This window comes from Mycolicibacterium aubagnense, from assembly GCF_010730955.1.
GTDB classification, from domain to species: Bacteria; Actinomycetota; Actinomycetes; order Mycobacteriales; family Mycobacteriaceae; genus Mycobacterium; species Mycobacterium aubagnense.
The window spans coordinates 3108241-3131307 of record NZ_AP022577.1 but is presented as its reverse complement, the minus strand read 5'-3'; the positions used below and the strand labels follow the sequence as shown (position 1 = coordinate 3131307).

Genomic DNA, 23067 nt, shown 5'->3' with positions numbered 1-23067 from the left:
TCCGTAAGCATGGCCCTTCGATCGAAGACGCGTCGGGTCGCCGCGTTGGCTGCCGCCGGCCTCCTGGCCTCGTGCTCGCTGCACGTTGGTTCCCAGGTGACCGCCATGTCCAAAGACCAGTTGGAGACGGCGGTCAAGAACAAACTGAGCAGCCAGACCACATCGCATATCGACTCCGTGGTCTGCGATGGCGGTCTCGAGGGCAAGGTTGGGGCCGCTCAGACGTGCACCGTGGTCACCGGGGCGAAGTCTCGCCACGCGATGGTGCGAGTTGCCGACACCCGGGGGTCCGACATCGCACTCAGCATCGAGATCATTCCCGGCCAGTGACATTTCGCGACAGCCTGCTGCAGCTGAACAGCCCGGCACGCCCGTGGCAGATCCGCGACGGCGCTGCTGAGGGCGTCGACCTGGTGGCCGAGTGGAAGTTCGGCGATCCGGACTGGCGGCAGGTGCTCGAAGACCTCGGGGTGGCCCTGACCTTCCAGATCCATCTGCGGCTGGATACCGAGCAGCAACTGCTGCACGTAGTGGATCACCTGGTCGAATGGCGGCAGGATGCCGAAGGGCAGTGGATCGAGTGCCACGACACCGGGGACCTGCAACTGTTCTGGTCAGGCAACTCGAACTGCATGCACCACCTCATCACGACCGACGACATGAAGATTCCGATCCAGCAGTGCGTTGCCGACGCGGGGTGGACGTACCGGACCGGTTAGTCCGGAAGCATCGGCATCTCCCAGCCCGGGTCTGCGCCGACCAGCATCCCGCGCGTCAGGCACGCGTTGCCGAACCGGTGGCGGACCAGGTCGACGGCGCAGTCGACCGCGGCGGTGTCCGGCTCGCCGTCGAATGGCAGCTCGAGCTGTTCGGTGCCGGCGTTGTCGACGTTCGACACCGAGAACCCCAGCAAGGTGAGCCCGCGTTCGGCGATCAGCGGCCCCGCAGCGGCTACCAATCCGCGTGCCGCGGTGAGGATTTCCTCGGTAGACGCGGTGGCGCGGCGCATGGTGTGCGAACGCGTGGCGCGACCGTAGTCGTCGAACCGCAGCCGCAGGACCACCGTCCGCCCGGTCCGTCCGCTACTGCGCATGCGGCGGGTGATGCGGTCGACCAGGTTGATCACCATGGCGTCGATGTCGTTGTCGGACATGGTGTTTCCACGCCGTCCCACCGCCCGTTGAGCGCCGACCGAGCGGCGCCGGACACCGGTGGTGACCCGCCTGCGGTCAATGTTGTGCGACAACGCGTACAGCTGCCGTCCCATTGCCGCACCCACCATGGCGCCCAGTGCCGACTCGGTCAGTGCGGCGACGTCGGCCACGGTCTCGATGCCGTGTTCGCGGAGCTTGTCCGCGGTCTTCGCCCCGACGCCCCAAAGATGTTGGACCGGCAGCGGGTGCAGGAATGCCAGCTCGCGGTCCGGCGGCACCAGCAGGAGCCCGTCAGGCTTGGCTTCCCGGCTCGCGACCTTGGCCAGGAACTTGGTCCGGGCGATCCCCACCGTGATCGGCAGCCCGACCCGCTCGCGGACCGCGTCGCGCAATTGCGCGCCGATCTGCACCGGTGTGCCGGACACCCGGCCCAGGCCGCTGACGTCCAGGAAGGCCTCGTCCACTGACAGTGGCTCGACCAACGGAGTGGTGTCGTCAAAGACCCTGAAGACCTCTCGACTCGCCTCCGAGTAGGCGGACATCCGCGGCGGCACGACGATGGCCTGCGGACAGAGGTCACGGGCCTGATGCCCGCCCATCGCGGTGCGCACCCCGAAGGCCTTGGCTTCGTAGCTGGCCGCGAGCACCACGCCGGCGCCGACAATCACCGGCCGCCCGCGCAGCGCGGGATCGTCGCGCTGCTCCACCGATGCGTAGAACGAGTCGAGGTCGGCATGCAGGATTGCCGCTCGGAGGTCTGACACTCGATCAGCTTCGCACATACGTTCGTATGGCGCCTAGGGGCTTGTCGTATGCTAAACAATTGTTTACATTAGTAAACGTGCGTTTACCTGCTGCGGATGATCGGACGGCGCGGGCCAGAATTCGCGACGAGGCGTTGCGGATGTTCGCCGAGCGCGGTCCCGACGCGGTCACGATGCGCGATATCGCCGCTGCGGCCGACGTCTCCGCGGCACTGGTGATACGGCATTACGGGTCCAAGGACGGTCTGGTGGAGGCGGTCGACAACCATGTCCTGGCCACCCTGGAGGCGCTGCTGACCCAGGTGACCAAGCAGGGCGGCGAGGCCAGCCTGCAGTCGACCGGGGTGCCGACGATGCTCGATGCGTTTGCCTTGTATCTGCCGCCGCAGTCGGCCATCCCGGACTACCTCGGCCGCCTGCTGATCACGGGCGGCGCCGTGGGCTCGACATTGTTCGCGCGGCTGTACGAGATCAGCAAGGACGCCCTGGCGGCGATGGTGACGGCGGGAGCTGCCGGCGCCGGCGACGATCCTGCGGTGCGTGCCGCTTTCCTCATGGTCAACGACCTGGCGGTGCTGATCCTGCGCCGGCACCTCGCCGAAGTGCTCGGCGTCGATCCGCTGACGGCCGCCGGGATGGGCCGCTGGGCCACGGAGGTCTTCGCGATCTACCGCGACGGTCTGGCCGGGCCGCCGGGCGGCACCTGACCGCCCCGCGCCACCACTACAGAAAGGCAGGGAACACCATGTCCACCCCCCACACTCCGCCGACTGGTGATGGCGGCGCATTGGCCGCCGGCGGGGCGAGACTCTTGCGGTGCCGTCGCTTCGTGCGTGCGCCGATCTGGATCTATCGGGCCGGCGCGGGCGCGCTGTTCGGCTCGCGGATGTTGATGCTGGAACACATCGGACGCGCGTCGGGGGCTCGCCGACACGTCGTCCTGGAAGTCATCGACCACCCGGCACCGGATACCTACGTGGTGGCTTCCGGTTTCGGTGGAAGAGCCCAGTGGTTCCGCAATATTGTGGTCAACCCCCGGGTGCGGGTCTATGCCGGGAGCCACCGGCCCGCGGCTGCGACGGCGCGGGTGCTGGACCAGCCGGACGCCGACCGCGCGCTCGGCGCCTACATCGGCCGCCACCCGCGCGCCTGGGCACGGTTGAGGGGAGTCCTCGACCAGACCCTCGGCACCGAAGTGACCGCGACCAATACGCCGTTGCCGATGGTGGCGCTGCGGCTCGACGCCCGCTCATGAAGATCGCGATCAGCGGTGCCGGCATCGCTGGACCGACCCTGGCGTACTGGTTGTCGCGCACTGGACACGAGCCGGTGCTCATCGAGACCGCCCCGCAGTTGCGAACCGGCGGCTACGTCATCGACTTCTGGGGCGCGGGTTATGCAATCGCCGACCGAATGGGTCTGGCGCCGGCAGTGCGGCAGGCGGGCTACGCGATCGAGGAAGTGCGCCTGCTCGATCGAAGTGGCCGCAAGACAGGCGGTTTCGGGGTGGGTCCGTTCAGGCAGGTCTTCGACGGGCGCTTCACCAGCGTGCCGCGCGGCGAGCTCGCGAGGTTGATCTACGAAGCCATCGACGGCGACGTGGAAACGATCTTCAACGACCGCATTGCGGCGATCGACCAACGTGATGACGGTGTGCAGGTCGCGTTCGGGAGCGGCCGGCACCGCGAGTTCGACCTGGTGATCGGCGCCGATGGCATCCATTCCTCGGTAAGGGGTGCGGTTTTCGGCCCTGATGTGGCGTTCACGAAAAATCTGGGGTACTGGGTGGCCGCATTCGAAACCGAGGGCTACCGGCCGCGCGACGAACTCGTCTACCTTGCCTACGCGCAGGCCGGGCGGATGGTGGCGCGGTTTGCCCTGCGCAACGATCGCACCATGTTCCTGTTCGTCTTTTCCGACGACCAGGTGGCCCCGGCGGAACTCGGCGACACGCGAGACGGAAAAACGGTTCTACGCCAGGTTTTCGGAGCCGACGGGTGGGAATGCCCGCAGATCCTCGCCCAGCTGGATCGGGCCGGCGATCTGTATTTCGATCGGGTCAGCCAGATCAGTATGGACTGCTGGTCGAACGGCCGGGTGGCGCTGATCGGCGACGCGGCGTGTTGTGTGTCGCTCCTCGCCGGCGAAGGGACCGGACTTGCGATGCTGCAGGCCTATGTCCTCGCCGGGGAACTCGACAAGGCGGGCGGCGACCACCGTGAGGCGTTTCGCTGCTACGAGCAGCGGCTCCGCGCGCTCATCGAAGGCAAACAGAAATCGGCGCGGGCATTCGCTGCCGCCCTCGCCCCGAAAACCTCATTGGGCCTGTGGACGCGCAACCGGGTCAGCAGGCTGCTGGACGTCCCGGCGTTGGCGCAGTGGGCGATTCGACGCGAATTCAGCGACGAGATCGAGTTGCCGGCGTACGCAATGTAGCGGTGCGGCCTCACGAAGTGATCATCACGGCGGCCGGTGACGGCTATTGGGCGGCGCCGTAGATGCTGGTCAGCCAGATATGGGTGAGGGTGTTCACGACGTCGTCGTGGGCGACGGCCCCGGGCTCGCCGGCCAGGGTGGCCATGATCATGCGCTCGTTCATCAAGTTCAACGAGGTCGCCAGGTCCCGGGCGGACAGCGTCTCGGGTGCCGCGCCGCGAGCGCGCTCGGCGGTGATCAGGGCGGCGGTCAGGGTGATCCACTTGTGCATGAGGCCGGCCCAGAACTCGCGTAGTTCGGGGACCGTTCTGACCGCTTCGACGCCCGCCTTGGCGGTGGCCGGGTGGGAACCGAACGAGCTGAAAAAGATCTCGATGCCGTGCCGGATGGCCCGCTTGGGATCGGCCGGCATGTCTTCGAGCGCGCCGTCGAAGCCGGTGTCGGCACGCTTGATCAGCGGGTCGAGCAGCGACAGCAGCACCGCTTCCTTGGACGGGAAGTAGAAGTAGAACGTCGGCCTCGAGATTCCGGCGCCTTTGGCCAGGTCGTCGACGGAAATCTCCGAGAACGAGCGCTGCTCCAACAGGGTCGCCGCAGTGGCCAGAATGGCTGCTTCGCGGTCGTCACCCGAGGGTCGAGCCGCGCGTCGGCCCCGGGGCGCCCGGGTCTGTGCGGCGGTACTCACGCAGCTGAGACTAACAGTTTGTCGAGTTTTTCAACACACCGTTGACCTACTCAACACCGTGTTGATACCGTCGGTACCATGATCGAACACTTCGATGTTGTCATCGTCGGCGCCGGGATCTCCGGCATCAGCACCGCCTGGCATCTCCAGGACCGCTGTCCCACCAAGAGCTACGTGATCCTGGAGCGCCGGGAGAACATCGGTGGCACCTGGGACCTGTTCAAGTACCCGGGCATCCGCTCCGACTCGGACATGTTCACCCTCGGCTTCCGGTTCAAGCCGTGGGAGTCGGCCAAGTCGATCGCCGATGGCCAGTCGATCTGGAACTACATCAACGAGGCCGCCGACGAGAACGGCATCCGGCAGCACATCCGCACCGGCCAGCAAGTCACCTCGGTGGACTGGTCGGACGCCGACAACCGCTGGACCATCAACATCACCGCCGGTGGCGAGGAAAAGCAGATCACCGCGTCGTTCCTGTCGGTGTGTAGCGGCTACTACAACTACGACGAGGGCTACTCGCCCGAGTTCCCGGGCGCTGCCGACTTCAAGGGACAGATCGTGCACCCGCAGCACTGGCCCGAGGACCTGGACTACACCGGCAAGAACGTCGTCGTGATCGGTTCCGGCGCAACGGCCGTCACGCTGATCCCGTCACTCGTGAACGGTGGCGTCGGCCACGTGACCATGCTGCAGCGGTCGCCCACTTACATCGGCGCGCTGCCGCTCGAGGACCCGGTGGCCAAGCAGACCAACAAGTACCTGCCGAAGCACCTGGCGCACTTCGTGAACCGCTGGAAGCAGATCGGTTACAGCACCGGGCAGTACCAGCTCGCCCGCAAGTTCCCGGCCGTGTTCAAGAAGGCGCTGCGCCAGATGGCGACCCGGCGCCTGCCCGAAGGCTTCGACTACGACAAGCACTTCAGCCCGCGCTACAACCCGTGGGACGAGCGAGTCTGCTTGGCGCCGGGCGGTGATCTGTTCAAGGCCATCCGCTCAGGCAAGGCCGGCGTCGTCACCGACACCATCGAGACCTTCACCGAGAATGGCATCAAGCTGAGCTCGGGCGAGGAGCTGCAGGCCGACATCATCGTCACCGCAACAGGTTTGAACATGCAGCTGTTCGGTGGCGCGGTCGCGCACCGCAACGGAGAGCCGATCGACCTGCCGTCGTGCATGACCTACAAGGGCCTCATGTTGTCGGGCGTCCCGAACATGGCGATCACCTTCGGGTACACCAACGCGTCCTGGACCCTCAAGGCCGACCTGGTGTCCGAATTCATCTGCCGCGTGCTGAACTACATGGACGCCAACGGGTTTGACCGCGTCGAGCCGCAGCACCCGGGTGACAGCGTCGACGAGCTGCCATTCATGGACTTCACCCCCGGCTACTTCAAGCGGGCCATGGACAGCCTGCCCAAGTCGGGTTCGGAAGCGCCGTGGAAGCTGAAGCAGAACTACTTCTTCGACATGCGGACCATCCGGTACGGCAAGGTCGACGAGCAGGGCCTGCAGTTCACGAAACACCGGGTGGCCGTGAACGCGTAGTTCGGTGCCCAACAGTCGCGAAAACCCCCAGAATCAAAGGATTTTGGGGGTTTTCGCCGTGCCCGCAAGCGGGTCCGGTTTGTGACTAGGGGGAGACGACGACGATACCGTCCTCGTCGCAGTAGGCGATGTCGCCCGGGACGAAGGTGACGCCGCCGAAGGTGACCTCGACGTCACGCTCGCCGGCACCGGTTTTGGTGCCCTTGCGGGGGTTGGTGCCCAGGGCCTTGATACCGACGTCGATGGTGCGCAGCGTCGAGGCGTCGCGCACCGGTCCGTTGACGACGACGCCGGACCAGCCGTTGTCGTGAGCCAGGCCGGCGATGATGTCGCCGACGAGGGCGGTGTGCAGTGATCCGTCGCCGTCGACCACCAGGACGCCGCCATCGCCCGGCGTCGACAGGATGGACTTGAGCAGGGCGTTGTCCTGGAAGCACTTCACCGTGGTGATCCGGCCGGCGAACATGGCTCGACCGCCGTAGTTCTGCAGCTGCAGATCGCAGCTGCGGACATCGGGATAGATCTCGTCGACGAGGTCAGCGGTGGCGCGGGGTTCGATGGTCACCCGCTGATTATCTCAGGGGCGGTGTCAGTCCGCGGCGCGGCGTCGGACCAGCAGCACGACGAGCAGGACCAGCACGCTCGCGGCGATGATCGCGCGCGCCGGCACCCGGGAGCGCTGGGGAGCTGGCGGAGCCAGCGTGAGGACGGGCAGCGGGGCCGGTGCCTGGGGCTCGGCAGTCGGGGTCTCGGGTTCGGGTGCCGGCGGTTGCGGTGGCGCGACTTTGGGCGGAGCCTTCTTCGCGGGCGCCTTCTTGGCCGGGGCGGTGGTGGCGGCCTTCTTGGCGGGCGTCTTCTTCGCAGGCACGTTCTTGGCAGGCACCTTTTTGGCAGCGGCCTTTTTCGCCGGCACCTTCTTGGCGGGGCCCTTCTTGGCCGGTGCCTTCGCGGCCGGTGCCTCTTTCGCCGGAACGCCGGGCTGCGACTCGTCGGGGGAATTCTGCTCGTCTGCCATGCGGATGCTCCTCCGAGCGGTTACGACACCCCGAGCCGGGCCAGGACGTCCGCGTCGATGCCATTGAGTTGGTTGTCGATGGCTGCGTGCGCGGTCCGTCGCTGCGGAGCCGGCATGTTCTCCGCAGCCGTCACCGCGGCGGAAAGGTCGGCCAGCTTGCTCGTCAGCGTCGTCACGAATTGCTTGGTCTCGGCGTCCTTGGGCTTGTTCTCGGCCACCTGGCGCAGCGAGCGCTCGGCTCCCGCGATTCGCGCGGACAACGCGCCGCCGGTGCCAGAGAACTGGCCGATCTGACTCAGCGGCACACCCAGCTGGTCTGCGCGGCGCTGGTCCAGGACTCCGCGCGCGGCGATCACCGCCCGGTACGCCACCGGCACGACGACGGGGGTGAGGATTCGCGACACCAGCAACAGCCGGCGAATCTTGGTCGGCGACAGCAGCTTGCCCTCGCGGGCCGCTTGCAGCTGGGTTTCAGCAACTTTGAGCGCCATCTTGTCGCTGTCGCGCTGGGCTTTGACGCCGGCCCGGTCCCGCTTCGTTTGCCGACGGCCGTCCGCCTTGATGCGACGGGCCTCGTTCCGCGCGGACAACTTCGCCTCGAGTTTTGCCTTCGCCTTGATCGCCTTCGCCTCGGCTCGGCGGGTTGCCCGGCTCTTGCGTCGCTTGAACAGGCCCATTCTCCGCTGACCTCCCGGTCTCCTCGACACGTGTGCACGATCTTGCTGCGATGGTGACGTCACCTTATCGTCCGTGGGCCGGAATCGGTCACCGGGTCACACGTCGAATTCGGCCGCAATTCCAGGGTGGAATTTCCCACATTTCTGGCTACTTTATCCAGCAAACAAAGTCCGGCCGCTGTGAGACAATTAATCGGAATTCATCTGAGCGGGTTTTTGATGCCATGAAAGCGGAGGGGACGATGGCGCCACGCCAACGAATAGCTACAGCTGCCGCTCTGATGGCATCTGGGCTGTTGATCGCTGGCATGGGGGGCGCGAACGCCTTCGCTGATTCTGCTGCTTCCGGTAGTGGCTCTAGTGACCACAGTGGCGGTGGTGATCACGACTCCAAGAAGCCCAGTGGTGGCTCAGCCGCTGGTGACGGGCATGGGACCCCAGAGCGGGCGACCAAGCCCGCCGACGGTCAGTCCGAGGCGCCGGCTGCCGGTAGTACCGGTTCGGGCGCGAAGAAGGATAAGCGCGACACATCCGGCGGCGTTGCTGCCGGTGGTTCGCAAACCGGTGTCCGGAGTCCGGGCAATACCGGTGAATCGGGCAAGAATGCATCCGAAAGCAATCCTCCCAGCAAACAAAATTCGGGAAGTTCGCCGGGGCGATCCGAGGAATCCGGAACGTCAAACCCGGCCGCTGGCGAACACCAGCCGTCGGCGGGCTCGTCGACGCAGCAGACCGAAACCGGGACGACGGGCGGCACCGCGGCGCCCGTGACGACGGGCGGGACAAGCCAGCCCGCTCCGGCCGCGGCAACCGAACCGACGGGCGTGACCGGCCCGGCGCCGGCGACCGCGGTGGGCCTCCCCAGCCTTCAGCTCCCCAGTCTCCCCAACATCCCGAGCCTCCTCGGCCTCCCGGCTTTTCCCCACCTGCCTGCGCTGCCGGGCCTGCCCGCCCTCCCGGTCCCGAGCGGCGTCACTTCCGGAAGCGGTTCGGCCAGTCCCGCATCGCCGACGTTGCCCACCACAGTGCCCGTCAAAACGACTCCTGCCCCGACGACCACCCTCAACCTGATGGGCCTGACGTTCTCCCTGCCGGCCTCGGCGGTCCACATGAGTCCGACCGGCACCGTCCAGAGCGTGGACCTGACGAAGATTCCGCTGGCGTCGCTGGTACCGAGATTGCCGCTGTGGGACCAGCTCCCGCAGCTCCCCGACATGTCGAACATTCCGGTGCTCGCTCAGCTGGCCGCTATTCCGGTTTTCGTGCTCGCCCACTTCGAGCCGGTGTACGACTTGGTCGCGGGCCTCACCAACGCGACGCTCGACGTGGCGACGTCGCTGCCGTTCATGCAGACGTCGCTTTCGATGCTGGGCCAGCAAGTCGTGCCGAGCATGAACCTCGGACGCCAGAACCGCATGCCCACGCCGGCGGCGAGCTTGCCGTCGGCGCCCGTGCTGGACGCGCCCGCGTTTCCCGCCCTGAAACTCGACAGCCCGGTCGTCGTCAGTGCCCCGGCGGAAGTCCCGGCGGTGCGGTCACCGCAACCGACCACATTCGGCGCCAAGAACGAGATCATCGCCGAACCCGCATTCCGCGCCGGATATCCTGACTACCTGCGCGCAGCCGGTCTCGGTGAGGTGGCGGCGGTGGCCGTCCCCGGCTTCACCGGCATCCTCATCCTGACCGGTGCCGGTGGGCTGGTCGGGTACCGGCAGGCGCGCGCTGGTCATGTGGTCCGCCGCAGCGGCACTGCACGATTTATGACCTGACGGAACGGGACTGCGGCACAATTGATGGCAACCGTGCCAATCGCAGTGAAAGGGGGTTCGGCATGCCCGCGAGCCGCCGTGTCACACGCGCAGTCAATTCGGTGCTGGATTTGGCCCCGCGACGTGGTGAAGTCTCACTTGCCCGTCTCGTCGATGCAGTCAGTGAAGATCGTGGCCGCCCCATCGAGGTGACCATGGCAGACCTCCCGGCCGGGGTATGCGGACAGTGGCGCCAGTACAACGACCGCGACGTGTTCCTCATGCAGCGGGGCCTTCCGGCCGGGGATCGGACCCTCGCGCACGAGCTCGGCCACCTGGTGCTCGGCCATGAAGGCGTGTCCGTGGTCGAAGCCGCCCGGGACACGATGGAGCTGGCGAGTTCCGACCTCATCGGCTACATGCTGAATCAGCGGACCGGCTGCATGGGTCCGGCTGGTGAGGAAGCCGAACAGGAGGCCGAGGATTTCGCCGCGCTGCTGATCCACCGGCTGGGTCGGCTGCCTTCTGACCGGTCCTCGATCGTCCAGATCCGTCTCGGCGAGGCGTTTGGTTGATCATCTGGGTAATCGCCGGCCTGCTCGGCCTGGCGACCGGCCTGCGTATCGGTTGGGCACTGGTCAACAAGCAATCACTCGTCAGTGCAGCGATGATCGTGGCACTCGGCAGTCTGGGTTTGGTCGCGGCACTGAACTGGGAGCCGCTCACGCTGCTGCTCGACACGATCCTGCACTGGCCCAACGTCTCCAGCATGCTCAGCCAGGTGGCACTGATCGCCTGCGCCGCCGGCAGCTGCGTGATGATCACGTCGGCGTCGTCGAGCCGCAAACCGCTGGTCATCCGCCGCATCGCCCTGGCTCAGTACAGCGTCGCCGGGGCGATCGCGGTGCTCACGTTGGTGCTGTTCTTCGTGACCCCGCAGCAGCCGGAGATGGCACCGGAGGAGTACCTGCGCAGAAATCTCGGGTCGGGCGGCAACTCGCTGTCGTGGCTGCTGCCGTTGTTGTACGTGCTGCTGGCGCTGACGCTGGTGGCGTGGGCCGGTGTGCGCAACTCCAACCGGACCCGGCGGGGCCGGGCTCTGTTCGTTTTCAGTGTCGGCATCGTGCTGATCGTGCTGGCCAGCGCCTTCATCCTGCTACGCGCCGTGGGCAGCACCCAGCTGGTCGGCGTCGGGGCGGCAGCGACCATCCTCGGCTGCGCCATGCTGGTGGTGGCCAGTGGCTCGCTGCTGCCCAGCGTCGAGGATTGGTTCGGGGCGCGGCGGGAATTGCGGACCATCGCTCCGCTGCTCGCCGAACTGAGTCGCCGTCATCCGAACATCGGCATCGGCGTGCGTCCGCGCGGCCCGCTTCTGTTCCGGGTCGCGGAGCAGATGTCGCTGATCTCCGATGCGCTGTACCTGGAAGCCACGGCCGTGCTGGACGGTGGCCATGTTGCGGGCGGCGAGCGCGTCGACGTGGCGCCGGACACCCAGGCTCGACGCGTGGCCGGCTGGATTTACGACGGTCGCAGCGACCGGCCGAAGGGTGGGTCGCGGACAAAGTTCCCCGGCCCGGCCTGGCTGCGGCAGCCCGTGACGTACTCGGATCGCGAATGGATCCTGGCGATTGCCGCGCAGTACCGCGAGCTGGATCGGCAGGGGAAGGCCGACGCGGCGAGAACGACCGCCAAGGCGTCTGTAAGCCGGGCTAAAGCAGTACGACCAGCGGATTAACGGAATCCGCTGGTCGTACTGTGGTCAGCCCGATCGGGCTAACCGGATTAGCTGTCGAGGTTCTCTTGACGACGAAGCTCGTCGACCTTGTCGGCGAGGTCCTTCTTGGCTTCGGGGGACAGGCCGACGGTACGAGCGGCAATGCGGCGGATGCCCTCGTCGCGCATGTTGGCGAGCCAGGTCAGTTCCTTGTCGAGCTTCTCGTAGTACTCGTCGTCGGTGAAGTAGGCCGGCTTGATCCGGAAGAAGTTGGCAAGCGCGGCCATGGTCGCGACGGACGGGTTGGTCCGGTTGCCCGAACGCAGCTGCGACAGGTACGGGGCGGACATGGTCACACCTTCGGCCTTGAGTGCAGCGATAACCTCGGCAGATGTGTGGGCACCGCGTCCTGGCGGGTAGACGGTGTCAAACAGCCGGTTCAGCCGAGCGGCGAACGTCATGCTCATCGGTTATTCCTCCACTTAGCGATATCTGCAGGCGTCAGTGTCACTATTTGCTGACTATCGTAGCGAGAGTTGCGCCGAGAGCCAAGTGCAAACCACGGAAAACCCGGTCCAGCTACCAAATTTGTCGGTCCATAGGCCCGCGAGCTGGGATTCTGGGTGCGGATCCGAGCCCTCACCTGCAGCCGGGTGGGGCAAATTTTGACGCGTATGCTATTTTGCCCGGACTTCGGCTACCTGTCGCGTCGCAGTCGCTGTCGGGTGGTGGACGATTCAGCAATCGGGGTATGGGGCGGTCGGTGTCGTCCGGAGTATTTGCCGTTAGCGTACCGGGGATTAACCGTGGCGGCATGAAGCGGTAACCGCTCATGCCGGTTGTCGAGCCACCGAAGCGGCATGGCGGAGGCGCGGCGGAAATGTGGACTACTTTGCTGTTAAACCACTGTTGGGCTAGGCGGCAAGCAGCATCGCCAGAATTGCGGTATCGGGGTGACTGATGGGGTCCACCCCGACCCTGCTGACCATCGAGGTGATGGTGCCGTCCGCCTCGGCTTCAACCCAGGCGGCGCGGTGATCAAGTCCCAGGTAAGGGAGCCCGGGTAGGAGCAGGCAGCCGGACGCGGCGCCGCGGCACTCTGGGAGCGATGGTGTCGTCTCGGCGGGCGGGTGGAGCATCAGCAGTGCCGGCGGCTGGCGGTCGGCGAAGTATCCGGGTGGCACCGCAGCTTCGCCGATAACGGGGCCTTCGGCGAGAACCAGCCCAACCGTCCCAGGCTGTGGATGTTCTGGAAGTTCTTCCCGCGCGCCAAAGATGGTGGTGGTTGCCAGCAAGCCGGGCAAGGAGGCCACCCGTACCGCGACCATCAGTAGCTGGGCCCATTCCTTGGTGGAATCAGGCCACCGCCCGGAGACCACGAAGCCCTTCAGCGCGCCGCCGGAATGGAACGGTGCAATTTCGACCGCTTGACCAGATCCGCTGTCCATGGCTGCCTCCGGTGCTCGCTCGGCAATATGTCGATACGACCGTGGATCGATCAGTACAGGGTGCGGCAGTGGCGGGTTAGCACGCAAGAGTGCACGAGTGCCAGATGTGTCCCCTGGGCCCATTGTGAACGAGAACGGGGCGCCGCGCAGAAGCGCGACGCCCCGTTAACCGGAAAACGCGAGATCAGCCGAAGATGAGGCCGTTGGTCTTCGTGGTGGCAGCGGCGAAGCGCTCCTGCACGTCGGCCCAGTTGACGACGTTCCAGAACGCCTTGACGTAGTCGGCCTTGACGTTCTTGTACTGCAGGTAGAAGGCGTGCTCCCACATGTCGACCTGCAGCAGCGGAATGATGCCGAGCGGCACGTTGGCCTGCTGGTCGTACAGCTGGAAGGTCAGCAGCCGGCCGCCGAGGCTGTCGTAGCCCAGTACCGCCCAGCCAGAGCCCTGCAGGCCGTTGGCGGCCGCGGTGAACTGTGCGCGGAATTTGTCGAACGAACCGAACTGGTCATCGATGGCCGCGGCCAGCTCGCCGGTCGGCTTGTCACCGCCGTTGGGGGACAGGTTCTTCCACCAGATCGAGTGGTTGACGTGGCCGCCGAGGTGGAAGGCCAGGTTCTTCTCGTTCAGGAAGATCGCGGCGTGGTCGTCTCCGGCCCGCGCCTCTTCAAGCTTGGCCACCGCATCGTTGACGCCCTTGACGTAGGCCGCGTGGTGCTTGCTGTGGTGGATTTCGTTGATCTGACCGGAGATGTGCGGCTCCAGAGCGCCGTAGTCGTAGTCCAGTTCCGGCAGGGTGTACTCAGCCACAGGATTCCTTCCTTAGATGATCGCGTGCGGGATCAACGACCCTAGTTGGGGTTCGTCCACAGATCCGAGACCACATTGCTCCATCGGTGCGCACACCGCAAGGACACCCCCCGTAACAGGGATGTGGTCGATGCCGGTTGGGGCTTTAGACCAGAACGATCAGAACGAGCACGACAAGCAGGAACAGCGCGATGATGCCGGCGCGGATGCAGGCGATGAGTTGACTGTGGGTGCGGGACGGGAAAGCGGAATGCCACTCCGGCGATGCGCCCGAGCCTGGACGCAACGGATGTGCCGCCATTGCATACTCCCTGACCTGCCAGAACAATCCTGAGTTCCCGATCTCGAGCGGAGTGAGGATTGTCACAACCGGATGTTGTGACGCCGATCATAACCATTTGCCGGCGGGAGGGCGAAATCGGGCGCCATCGGCGGTGGGTCGGGTTTGCGGCACCAGAATTACTTAGCTCGGCAAGCTTTTTCGCTCGTGCCGCACATCGGCCTGTTGATCAGTTGGGACCAACGGCCCTTGTTTATCCCCAGTCAATTTCCGGTTCGGTGCGCTTTGGCCGGTACGGACGGCTGATTGCTCCTTGCAAGCCTGTGGATGAACCTGTGGAAACTGTGGATAGTTGGCCGATTGCTGTCGTGGCGTCCCGTGGTCGCGCGAGTGCGACTCGTGCCAGCATGTACCCCATGGACGATGTGCATGTGCCGCAGATTGACGTCGATCAGTTGCCCACCGAGTTCGACGCGAACGCCGTCCTCCTCGACGTGCGGGAAGACGACGAATGGGCCCGCGGCCATGCCGCCGGGGCGCAGCACATCCCGATGAGCGAGGTGCCTGCCCGGCTCGGCGAGATCGACGGTGATGCTGCGCTGTACGTCATCTGCCACGCCGGTGGCCGATCGCTGAAGGTCTCGCATTACCTGGCCCGCAACGGGTTCGAGCCGGTCAACGTCAACGGCGGTATGCTGGCCTGGTCGGGTTCCGGCCGCGCCGTCGTCACCGACGACGGCGCCCCCGGCGCCGTCTGACGGCCCGTAGGCTGGTTCCGTGATCCAGGTCTGCTCCCGGTGCGCGACGCGTTGGAACGTGCGTGATCGCCAGCGTCAGTGGTGCCCGCGCTGTCGCGGTCCGTTGTTGGCGCCTGTCGCGCAGGTGCCGGCCGCCGGGCAGGCGAAGTCGTCGCGTGGATACCGGTGGATCGCAGTCCGTCCCGGCCCGGCGCCGAAGCCGCGGCGACACCAACCGCCGCTGGGGCCGACGCCTCACTACGATCACATTCCGCGATGGGGCCTGACCGAGGAGTTCGACGAGCAGGTCTCTGGGCAGGCTGCGGAGCCGGAAACGACCCGCCGTGGACCGTCGATCGGGACGGTGCAGGGCGTCGCGGCCATCGCGATGATCGCGCTCGGTGCCGCGGCCCTGATGCACGTCGTGCGCTACATCCTGTTACTGATCAACCGCACGGTGCTGCTCAACCCGTGGGTGGCGATCGCGGGCAGTTGGCTGGGCGTCGCGGCCAGCGTCGTCGCGCTGTTCACGGTGCTTGCGGTCGCAATCGTGCTGACCAATTGGCTGATCGCCCGCCGCGCAGCCGCCTACCACCGGGCCGGCACCACCGACCCGCGCCGCCTCTGGGTCTTGCGGGCGGGCTGCCTCGTCCCCGTGGTGAACATGTTCCTCGCACCGGTGTTCGTCAGCGAGATGGCGACGGCCGAGAACCGGATGAGCGCGTTGCGCCGTCCCATCGGCATCTGGTGGTCCATCTGGGCCGTCTCGGGTCTGGTTGTCGTCTGGTCCATCGGGGGCATGTTCGCGACCGACCCGCAGGGCATCGCCGACAACACCGAGGTGACGGTCATCGCGTACCTGATGGGCATGCTGGCGCTGGCCACGGTCCTGCGCGTCTATGACGCCTTCGAACGCACGCAGGCGGATGCACCCGCACACCGCTGGGTGGTCGTCGGGGCACAAGAAACAGACGAAACAGAGGTGTCGGCCACCGAATCGGCGGTTCCGGTTGAGCCCGCGCCGGAGGAACCGGCAGCATAGGACCATGGGCGTGGACGGCAGTGGCGGCACAGACGGCACGCGCAACAACTCTTTCGTGGTGGCGCACCGCGGGGCATCGGCCGAGCGGCCCGAGCACACCCTGGCGGCCTACGAGCTGGCCCTGAGCCAGGGCGCGGACGGTCTCGAATGCGATGTCCGGCTGACTCGCGACGGGCATCTGGTGTGCGTGCACGACCGCAAGGTGGACCGCACGTCCAACGGCACCGGGTTGGTCAGCGAGATGAGCCTGGCCCAGCTTCGCGAATTGGATTACGGCGCGTGGCATTCCAGTCGTGCGGAAGGCGGCCAGAGCGCGGCCGGTCTGCTCACCCTCGACGAGCTGATCCGGCTGGCGCTCGAGTGGGGCCGCCCGGTGAAGCTGTTCATCGAGACCAAGCATCCGGTGCGGTACGGAGCGCTGGTCGAGAGCAAGGTGCTGGCGCTTCTGCACCGCTACGGTATCGCGGCGCCGGCGTCGGCAGATCTCGCTCGCGCCGTGGTGATGTCGTTCTCGGCGGCCGCGGTGTGGCGGATCCGCCGCGCGGCGCCGATGCTGCCGACCGTGCTACTCGGCGAGACGTCGCGGTACCTGGGGGGCAGTGCCTCGACGACCGTCGGCGCGACGGCGGTGGGTCCCTCCATCACGACGCTGCGTGAGCATCCCGAACTGGTCGACCACGCCGCCGCGCATGGGCGTGCGCTGTACTGCTGGACCGTCGACCACTACGAGGACGTGCGTTACTGCGCGGATCTCGGCGTCGGTTGGGTCGCCACCAATCACCCGGGCCGCACGAAGGACTGGTTGCAGAACGGGCTCACCGGCGCGGGTCCCGCCGGCCAGGACGCGGAAACCTAGGTACGTCGTCCGGCCTAGAGGTTGCCACCGGCGGCTTCGGGTGCGGTCGGGTCGGCGGCACCGGCACCGGCAAGCTCACGTGCGACGAAATCCTCGAGGTTGAACAGGTTTTCCCCGGCGCGGTCGGCGATCTTCACCAGCGTGGTGATGGTCGCGACCTCTTCGACCTGCTCTTTGAGGAACCACTGCATGAACTGCTCGCCGAGGTAGTCGCCCTCTTCGCGGGCCACGCTGGCCAACCGGCTGATCTGCTCGGTGACCACACGTTCCTGGGTGAGCGCGAGCTTGAGGGCGTCGGTCGGCGAGGTGAAGCTGTTACGCACCGGATCGACGCCGGGAATCTCGACCTCGATGTCCCGGTCGAGTAGGTACTTCACCAGCATCATGGCGTGGTTGCGTTCCTCGACGGCCTGTGCGTAGAAGTGCTTGGCGAGCTGGGGCAGGTCTTCTCCGTCGAAGTAAACGGCGACCGCAATGTATTGCTGAGACGCGCCGAATTCGCTCCGAATCTGTTCCTGCAGGAGCTGGTGGAATTTCGTCTCGAGGCGCGTCACGTCGGGCATGGAAACGAAGATAGTGCAGGTCAGAGGGCCCTGTCATGCAAGGTCAACCTAATTCAGGAAAGCGTATCCTTACCGGGTGTGACCGACGCAATATATTGAAATTCGAATTGCTGAATGGAAATACAGGTAAGGCTTGGCCGGGGCCGCGGGAATTACGCCGAGTGCAACCAACCCAAATGGTGGGCGGCCAACGCGTAGCCGACGAATGCCACCGCATCGATCACGCCGTGTCCGATGATCAACGGCCACAACCGGCCGGTGCGACGCCAGGCGTAGCCGAACACCAGCCCCATCGCGATGTTGCCGAGCCCGGCGCCGAACCCCTGGTACAGGTGATAGCTGCCGCGCAGCAGCGCCGACAAGGCCAGCGATTTGGTGGGGGACACGTCCAATTGGCGGAGCCGGGTCAGGAGGAACCCGACGACGACGATCTCCTCGGCCCAGGCGTTGGCGAACGCCGTCAGCAGCAGGACCGGAATCCGCCACCAGGTGTCGCCGAGCGTGCTCGGCACCACGTCGACGCCGATGCCCAGAGCCCTGCCGGCCACGTAAAGCCCGAGTCCGGGCAGTCCGATCAGCGCGGCGAGTCCCAGGCCGCCCAAGAGGTCGGGGCGCCACCGGAACCGGCCGAGCCCGATCGCCGCGGGCCGGAAGCCGGTGCGCCACAACAGGTACAGGGCCAGGCAACCCCAACCGGCCAGGGTGAGGACCGGGCTCAGATTGAGCAAGAAGTCGATGAAGTCGATCGGCGAGCGACGGTGATTGAGCGCGACCTTCTGCCCGGACAAGCCGAGAATGACGGCCTCGGCCAGGCTGACCATTGCCGTGTAGGCCGACAGGCCGAACGTCACCGCCAGCACCACGGCGATCTCGATGCGCAGCGCGCGACGTTCGGTGTGCTCCTGCTGCGGCCCGGTCATCGCAGCTACCGTAACCGGCGCGTAGCTATCGCTCGTCGCGCAAGCGGCTCATCGGCGCGCTCAGATCCTGCGTGCCCGCAGCCCGTTGAGGAACGGGCAGCCCATCAGCATGCGGATGGCGCGGCTGAGGCCGGTGACGTCGTCGACGGGCTTGCTGAACGGCAGCCGGACATCGTGGTCGCCGTCTTCGCGCTCGACGCGTAGCTGCACGCCGTAGCGGTCCAGGCCCAGCGGGCGCACGTGGCCGTGGCGCAGCGCCATCGGCAGCCGGCTGGCGAGCCGGTCGACCATGTCGCGGTGTGCGCTCTCCATGTGCTGCACCCAATGCGACTCCATGGCGCAGAACGGGTCCGGCCGGGCGTCCAGGAGCGCCCCGACGGGCACTGACTCGGCGCCGGTGGCGTCGGCTACCACGACCGACTCGATCTCGAGGCGGACCAGCGCGGAGGGCGGGTCGGTTTCGTCGTGGCCAGAGCCGGCGTTCACCTGGAGCAATGCCGGGTGAGGGTTCTCGGAGGCGACCAGGTCGAGCATGGCCGGGACCCGTGCCGGGGGGACCTCGAGAAGGCGGCCGCGGAACCAGACGAGGGAGCGCACCCGCTCGCGCAGCGGCAGGGCGGCCAGGTCGGTGAGCTCCAGCATGGCGGCGACGCCGCCGGTTCCGGCGGCGGTCACCGTGGCGGCGAGTGGTCCTGCTGCCGGCATCGTCAGCGCGACGGAGCCGTCGGCGAGCAGGTGGTGGACCGGTGTGGTGGTCGGAGTGACGCCGTCGGCGGCCAGCATCGCGTCTGCAGCTCGGGCGCACGCGCTACGGACGCGTTCGGCTGTGGTCGGTGCTGCGATTGTCGTCGTGAGGTCGCGCATGTCCCGCCTTCGCTAGTAAGTGAGGTAAGCCTAAGTTAACTACCGATGGGTGTCGGCGCAAGGCCCATCGAAAGGACCGCGTCGCGAGCTCTGCCGGACCGGTAGCCAGTAGGGTTGCGGCGTGGCACGCATCGCCTATCTCGGGCCGCAAGGCACCTTCACTGAAGCGGCCATGCTGCAGTTGGTCGCGGACAAGCCGGGTTTCGAACCAGTCGCTTGTGACAGCTCGAGCGCGGCCGTGGAAGCCGTTCGCCTGGGGGCCGCGGACTACGCGTGCGTGCCGATCGAGAACTCGATCGAGGGTTCGGTGCTGCCGACCATGGACAGCCTGTCGTCCGGCAGCGGGGTGCAGATTTTCGCCGAGCACACGCTGGACGTCGCGTTCAGCATCGTCGTCCGGCCCGGGGTGGCCGCCGACGCGGTGTCGACGGTCGCGGCGTTCCCCGTGGCTGCCGCCCAGGTGCGCCGCTGGCTGGCCGAACGGCTGCCGCACGCCACCCTGGTCCCTGCGATCTCGAATGCCGGTGCGGCGCAGCAGGTTTCCGAAGGCACGGTCGACGCGGGTGTGAGTACCGCGCTGGCGGCCGCGCGGTGGGGATTGGACTCGCTGGCCGACGGTGTGGTCGACGAACCCAATGCCAGAACACGTTTCGTGCTCGTCGGCCGGCCCGGTCCGCCGCCGCCGCGCACCGGCGCCGACCGCACGTCCGTCGTCCTTCGGCTGCGCAACGAACCAGGTGCCCTGGTGGCTGCCATGACCGAGTTCTCCATCCGGGACATCGACCTGACCCGCATCGAATCTCGGCCCACCAGAACGGAATTGGGCACCTACATCTTCTTCCTGGACTGCGTCGGACATATCGACGACGCACCGGTCGCCGAGGCACTGAAGGCGCTGCACCGGCGGGTGGCCGACGTGCGGTACCTGGGTTCGTGGCCGACGGGGGTGGCCGCCGGCGCGGCGCCGCCGGTCACCGATGAGGCGGCGCAGTGGTTGGCGGAGTTGAGAGAGGGGGACCGGACATGAGTGGGCGCTTGGTTCTGGTGCGGCACGGGCAGTCGGAGGCGAACGTCGCCAAGCGGTTGGACACCCGGCCGCCCGGCGCGCCGCTGACGCAGCTCGGCCATCAACAGGCGCGCGACTTCGGGATCGATTGGGCGCACCCCGTCGGTCTGGTGGTGCATTCGGTGGCGCAGCGCGCGATTCAAACGGCCGCCGACATCGCGGACGGGCTCGGACTCGAACCGGTCGAGGCCCACGGCATCCACGAGGTGCAGGTCGGCGACCTGGAAGACCGGAGTGACGCAGAGGCCATCGAGCAGTTCGAAGCCCGGTACGAGGACTGGCAGCGGGGCAAGCTGGATGTCGCGATGCCCGGTGGGGAGACCGGGCGCGAGGTGCTGGACCGGTATGTACCGGTGCTGACGAACCTGCGGCTGCGCAATCTGGACAACCACGACTGGGCCGGCGACATCCTGGTGGTGAGCCATGGCGCCGCGATCCGCCTGGTGGCCGCGCAAATGGCCGGTGTGGACGCGGATTTCGCGTTGGAGCATCACCTGGGCAACGGGCAATGCGTGGTGCTCAGCCCGATCACGGATGGGCGATGGAGCTGCGTGCAGTGGGGAGCGGTGCTGCCGCCGTTCTACCCGGGACATGATCCCGAGGCGCCTCCGGCGCCCGACCCCATGGGCTGACGACTACCCCGTGGCGCGCAGTCCCACAGCGGGCTCTGCGCAGCCGCAGCCGACGACGTCGCAGTCGATGCGCAACGCGTGTTCGGATTCGGGCAGCGCGCACGTTTCATCGGTGCATTCGGCGGGCTGACCGACGTGCACGATGACCGTGCCGTGGCAGTGCGCCAGCCCGTCCACGCAGTTGCGGCAGGTGGTGCTCATGGCCTCTGTTGTAACACCGCGGTCCGACAAAATCGGGGTGCCGCGCTGCTCAACCCCAGCCCAGCTCGTGCAGTCGCGCGTCGTCGATGCCGAAATGGTGCGCGACCTCGTGGATCACCGTGATGGCGACCTCGTCGACCACCTCTTCCTCGGAGTCGCACATGTCCAGCAGGGCATCGCGATAGATCGTGATGGTGTCGGGCAGCGCGCCCGCGTAGAACGAATCGCGCTCGGTGAGGGCGACGCCTTCGTATAGCCCGAGGATGTCGGGTTCGTCCGGGTGCCGCGGTTGCACCAGCACCACGACGTTGTCGAGCGCCGCGGCGAGTCGGGGCGGGATCAGGTCGAGCGCGTCGGACACCAGTTCCTCGAACCGCTGCCGACCCATGCGTACGGGCATGGTTACGGCGCGGGTGGCGGCGCCACGACCGGCCCAGGGGGTGCCCCGGCGCCCACGGGCCCGGCCGGCGGTGCGGCAGGTGCGGGCTCATCCTCCATCGGGCCCTCGAGGGGAGCGCCGGAGCCCGGCACGGCCGGTGGGGGCGGCGGACCGTTGAGGAAGGTGTTGCCCTGTTGCTGTTGAGGGGTGCCTGCGGGGGTGGTGCCGTGCTGGTTCGACGTGTCGGTCTGGCCCGGCATGTGCTGGTTGCCCTGCGGCGTCTGCGAGGTCTGCTGGCCGCTCTGGTTCTGGCCGGACTGCGAACCTTGCGACGAGGAGCCCTGCGACGAGGACGCGCCCTGCGACGACGTGTCCACCGGCGGCTCGATGACCGGGATCGGCGGGAGGTTCAGCCGTTCCTCGGGGATGGCCGGCGGCGCGGCGGGCGACTGCCCGTTGATCATCAGCGGCCCCTTGGCGCTGTTGACCAGCGTCGACCAGCCGCCGTTGCCGAGGGACGAGCCGATACTGCACGACACCTGGCGGCTGCCGGCCGTCCAGCTGGGCAGCGAGATCGAGCTGTAGACCAGGGTCAGCGTGGTGCCGCGCAGCTGAACCGGAGCCAGGTACTCATCGGTGGACTTGGTACAGGTGTCCTTGATGTAAGCCAGTTGGTCAGGCTCGGCGGGCATGACGTCGTGGTACTTGTCGCCCAGGTTGACCGCACCGGTGACCTCCATGGCGTGCGGCGCCGAGCAGTCGACCGGGATGTCGATGGGCTGGTTGGTCGCGGGGTCGATGCCGAGGCAGGTGCCGGCCGGCCAGACCTTGGACTGGTCGACGTCGGCGACCTTGCCCTTGTAGGCCAGCTGCTGGCTGTTCGGGCCGAGCAACTGCAGACCGCACAGCATGCGGCGCTGGCCCTTGGTCTTCCAGGCTTTGTCACCGGACCAGACCAGGCTGACGGCGAACTTCCCGTTCGGATCGAAGCGCGGTCCGAGGTAGTCGCGCGCCGCGTTCTGGCACTGCTCCTGGCTGATCTGCTTGATCCGGGCGTCGGACGGCGGCGCGGCGTTGGGGCCGTACTCACTGCCCGGGAAGGTGCGCATGTCGAGCGATTCAGCGACCTCGAAGCGGTGTTCGTTCTTGCAGTCGACGATCTCGACGGCGTCCGGCGAGCGGTCCGGCCAGTTCAGGCAGTCGCCGGGCTTGGCGTGGTCCAGCGTGTCGCTGACCCGGCTGGCGTTGACGCGGCCGCCTGTGAAGCCGAGCCCGGTCGGGCCGAGCGAGCCGTCGGGCATGACGGTGAGGATCCCGGCGATGAGCAGTCCGCCGAGCGCGGTGAGGACGAGCGCGCGTTGAGTCCCGGTGACATGCATGCCGTGCATGCGTTGCCGCCAGGTGGTCGTCGTCTTCGGTTCGTCGGGGGGCGTATCCAGGCCCGGTTCGACCGCCGCGGGTGCGTCCAACATCGGTTCCATTGTGACAGTCGCAGCTAGAGCTGTGACAAGAGTTGCAGTTGTAACGTTA

General features: G+C 66.9%; 29 protein-coding genes. 14 read left to right on the top strand and 15 right to left on the bottom strand.

Annotated features, from left to right (window positions below):
- The first annotated feature begins 9 nt into the window (after nt 1-9).
- Nucleotides 10-330 carry a DUF4333 domain-containing protein gene (locus G6N59_RS15290; RefSeq protein ID WP_138233094.1) on the top strand — a complete coding sequence of 107 codons (321 nt, stop codon included), beginning with the start codon at nt 10-12 and terminating at the stop codon, nt 328-330.
- Nucleotides 327-719, top strand: a complete 393-nt coding sequence (locus G6N59_RS15285) for a hypothetical protein (protein ID WP_138233093.1) — start codon at nt 327-329, stop codon at nt 717-719. The genes G6N59_RS15290 and G6N59_RS15285 overlap by 4 nt, the downstream gene beginning before the upstream one ends.
- On the opposite strand, the gene dinB is transcribed toward G6N59_RS15285, so the two are convergent.
- Nucleotides 716-1936 (bottom strand): DNA polymerase IV, encoded by a 1221-nt coding sequence (gene dinB, locus G6N59_RS15280; protein WP_138233092.1) that lies wholly within the window; start codon nt 1934-1936, stop codon nt 716-718. The genes G6N59_RS15285 and dinB overlap by 4 nt on opposite strands.
- 122 nt (nt 1937-2058) lie before the next feature.
- On the opposite strand from dinB, the gene G6N59_RS15275 reads away from it, so the two are divergent.
- The 3 genes from G6N59_RS15275 to G6N59_RS15265 are packed head-to-tail and all read left to right on the top strand — an operon-like array spanning nt 2059 to nt 4354.
- Nucleotides 2059-2625 carry a TetR/AcrR family transcriptional regulator gene (locus tag G6N59_RS15275; protein WP_407665891.1) on the top strand — a complete coding sequence of 189 codons (567 nt, stop codon included), beginning with the start codon at nt 2059-2061 and terminating at the stop codon, nt 2623-2625.
- Nucleotides 2626-2663: 38 nt separating this feature from the next.
- A complete protein-coding gene (locus G6N59_RS15270; protein WP_138233090.1) occupies nt 2664-3173 on the top strand; it encodes a nitroreductase family deazaflavin-dependent oxidoreductase in 510 nt (169 codons plus the stop codon).
- On the top strand, nt 3170-4354 hold the full coding sequence (locus tag G6N59_RS15265) for an FAD-binding domain (RefSeq protein WP_138233089.1): 1185 nt from the start codon (nt 3170-3172) through the stop codon (nt 4352-4354). The genes G6N59_RS15270 and G6N59_RS15265 overlap by 4 nt, the downstream gene beginning before the upstream one ends.
- A 43-nt stretch (nt 4355-4397) precedes the next feature.
- On the opposite strand, the gene G6N59_RS15260 is transcribed toward G6N59_RS15265, so the two are convergent.
- Nucleotides 4398-5039: a TetR/AcrR family transcriptional regulator gene (locus G6N59_RS15260; RefSeq protein WP_138233088.1), complete on the bottom strand. Its 642-nt coding sequence runs from the start codon at nt 5037-5039 to the stop codon at nt 4398-4400.
- Between the two features lie 78 nt (nt 5040-5117).
- Here G6N59_RS15260 and G6N59_RS15255 point away from each other — a divergent pair, with 78 nt between their 5' ends.
- Nucleotides 5118-6587: a flavin-containing monooxygenase gene (locus G6N59_RS15255; protein ID WP_138233087.1), complete on the top strand. Its 1470-nt coding sequence runs from the start codon at nt 5118-5120 to the stop codon at nt 6585-6587.
- Nucleotides 6588-6672: 85 nt separating this feature from the next.
- Here the strand turns inward: G6N59_RS15255 and rraA are convergent, their stop codons facing one another.
- The 3 genes from rraA to G6N59_RS15240 are packed head-to-tail and all read right to left on the bottom strand — an operon-like array spanning nt 6673 to nt 8279.
- Nucleotides 6673-7152 carry a ribonuclease E activity regulator RraA gene (gene rraA, locus G6N59_RS15250; protein WP_138233086.1) on the bottom strand — a complete coding sequence of 160 codons (480 nt, stop codon included), beginning with the start codon at nt 7150-7152 and terminating at the stop codon, nt 6673-6675.
- Between the two features lie 24 nt (nt 7153-7176).
- Nucleotides 7177-7602: a hypothetical protein gene (locus tag G6N59_RS15245; RefSeq protein ID WP_138233085.1), complete on the bottom strand. Its 426-nt coding sequence runs from the start codon at nt 7600-7602 to the stop codon at nt 7177-7179.
- Nucleotides 7603-7622: 20 nt separating this feature from the next.
- Entirely contained in the window at nt 7623-8279 is a 657-nt protein-coding gene (locus G6N59_RS15240; RefSeq protein WP_138233084.1) for a DUF6474 family protein, read from the bottom strand.
- A gap of 767 nt (nt 8280-9046) precedes the next feature.
- Here G6N59_RS15240 and G6N59_RS15235 point away from each other — a divergent pair.
- From G6N59_RS15235 to G6N59_RS15225, 3 genes are all read left to right on the top strand, one after another.
- Complete coding sequence (locus G6N59_RS15235) at nt 9047-10048, top strand: hypothetical protein (RefSeq protein WP_138233083.1); 1002 nt, start codon at nt 9047-9049, stop codon at nt 10046-10048.
- Between the two features lie 62 nt (nt 10049-10110).
- Entirely contained in the window at nt 10111-10602 is a 492-nt protein-coding gene (locus G6N59_RS15230; protein WP_138233082.1) for an ImmA/IrrE family metallo-endopeptidase, read from the top strand.
- Entirely contained in the window at nt 10599-11762 is a 1164-nt protein-coding gene (locus tag G6N59_RS15225) for a hypothetical protein (protein WP_138233081.1), read from the top strand. Before G6N59_RS15230 ends, G6N59_RS15225 begins: the two co-directional genes overlap by 4 nt.
- A gap of 47 nt (nt 11763-11809) precedes the next feature.
- Here the strand turns inward: G6N59_RS15225 and G6N59_RS15220 are convergent, their stop codons facing one another.
- The 4 genes from G6N59_RS15220 to G6N59_RS15205 all read right to left on the bottom strand — a co-directional run bounded on the left by G6N59_RS15220 (nt 11810) and on the right by G6N59_RS15205 (nt 14364).
- Nucleotides 11810-12208, bottom strand: a complete 399-nt coding sequence (locus tag G6N59_RS15220) for a helix-turn-helix domain-containing protein (protein WP_020099577.1) — start codon at nt 12206-12208, stop codon at nt 11810-11812.
- 447 nt (nt 12209-12655) lie between these two features.
- Nucleotides 12656-13189, bottom strand: a complete 534-nt coding sequence (locus G6N59_RS15215) for a peptidase (RefSeq protein WP_138233080.1) — start codon at nt 13187-13189, stop codon at nt 12656-12658.
- A gap of 184 nt (nt 13190-13373) precedes the next feature.
- Nucleotides 13374-13997 carry a superoxide dismutase gene (locus G6N59_RS15210; RefSeq protein ID WP_020099575.1) on the bottom strand — a complete coding sequence of 208 codons (624 nt, stop codon included), beginning with the start codon at nt 13995-13997 and terminating at the stop codon, nt 13374-13376.
- Nucleotides 13998-14142: 145 nt separating this feature from the next.
- Entirely contained in the window at nt 14143-14364 is a 222-nt protein-coding gene (locus tag G6N59_RS15205) for a hypothetical protein (protein WP_138233079.1), read from the bottom strand.
- 329 nt (nt 14365-14693) lie between these two features.
- Here G6N59_RS15205 and G6N59_RS15200 point away from each other — a divergent pair, with 329 nt between their 5' ends.
- From G6N59_RS15200 to G6N59_RS15190, 3 genes are read left to right on the top strand one after another with little or no spacing between them, the layout of a single operon-like run.
- Nucleotides 14694-15035, top strand: coding sequence for a rhodanese-like domain-containing protein (locus tag G6N59_RS15200; RefSeq protein ID WP_138233078.1), 342 nt, complete (start codon nt 14694-14696; stop codon nt 15033-15035).
- 19 nt (nt 15036-15054) lie between these two features.
- The gene (locus G6N59_RS15195) at nt 15055-16056 is read left to right on the top strand and encodes a DUF4328 domain-containing protein (protein ID WP_138233077.1); all 1002 of its coding nucleotides are present in this window, start codon (nt 15055-15057) and stop codon (nt 16054-16056) included.
- Nucleotides 16057-16060: 4 nt separating this feature from the next.
- The gene (locus tag G6N59_RS15190; RefSeq protein ID WP_138233076.1) at nt 16061-16912 is read left to right on the top strand and encodes a glycerophosphodiester phosphodiesterase; all 852 of its coding nucleotides are present in this window, start codon (nt 16061-16063) and stop codon (nt 16910-16912) included.
- A 14-nt stretch (nt 16913-16926) separates the two neighbouring features.
- On the opposite strand, the gene G6N59_RS15185 is transcribed toward G6N59_RS15190, so the two are convergent.
- The 3 genes from G6N59_RS15185 to G6N59_RS15175 form a co-directional block, all read right to left on the bottom strand.
- Nucleotides 16927-17475, bottom strand: coding sequence for a ferritin (locus G6N59_RS15185; protein WP_138233075.1), 549 nt, complete (start codon nt 17473-17475; stop codon nt 16927-16929).
- A gap of 152 nt (nt 17476-17627) precedes the next feature.
- Complete coding sequence (locus G6N59_RS15180) at nt 17628-18395, bottom strand: CPBP family intramembrane glutamic endopeptidase (protein ID WP_138233074.1); 768 nt, start codon at nt 18393-18395, stop codon at nt 17628-17630.
- Between the two features lie 60 nt (nt 18396-18455).
- A complete protein-coding gene (locus G6N59_RS15175) occupies nt 18456-19259 on the bottom strand; it encodes a DUF2470 domain-containing protein (RefSeq protein WP_138233073.1) in 804 nt (267 codons plus the stop codon).
- A gap of 121 nt (nt 19260-19380) precedes the next feature.
- Between G6N59_RS15175 and pheA the strand changes: the two genes are divergently transcribed.
- Together pheA and G6N59_RS15165 are read left to right on the top strand one after the other, a co-directional pair.
- Nucleotides 19381-20286, top strand: a complete 906-nt coding sequence (pheA, locus tag G6N59_RS15170; protein WP_138233072.1) for a prephenate dehydratase — start codon at nt 19381-19383, stop codon at nt 20284-20286.
- Complete coding sequence (locus tag G6N59_RS15165; protein WP_138233071.1) at nt 20283-20957, top strand: histidine phosphatase family protein; 675 nt, start codon at nt 20283-20285, stop codon at nt 20955-20957. Before pheA ends, G6N59_RS15165 begins: the two co-directional genes overlap by 4 nt.
- Nucleotides 20958-20960: 3 nt before the next feature.
- Here the strand turns inward: G6N59_RS15165 and G6N59_RS15160 are convergent, their stop codons facing one another.
- From G6N59_RS15160 to G6N59_RS15150, 3 genes are read right to left on the bottom strand one after another with little or no spacing between them, the layout of a single operon-like run.
- Complete coding sequence (locus G6N59_RS15160; protein ID WP_138233070.1) at nt 20961-21158, bottom strand: hypothetical protein; 198 nt, start codon at nt 21156-21158, stop codon at nt 20961-20963.
- Nucleotides 21159-21207: 49 nt separating this feature from the next.
- The gene (locus G6N59_RS15155; protein ID WP_138233069.1) at nt 21208-21558 is read right to left on the bottom strand and encodes a metallopeptidase family protein; all 351 of its coding nucleotides are present in this window, start codon (nt 21556-21558) and stop codon (nt 21208-21210) included.
- A gap of 2 nt (nt 21559-21560) precedes the next feature.
- Nucleotides 21561-23018, bottom strand: a complete 1458-nt coding sequence (locus G6N59_RS15150) for a septum formation family protein (RefSeq protein ID WP_138233068.1) — start codon at nt 23016-23018, stop codon at nt 21561-21563.
- Nucleotides 23019-23067: the final 49 nt, after the last annotated feature.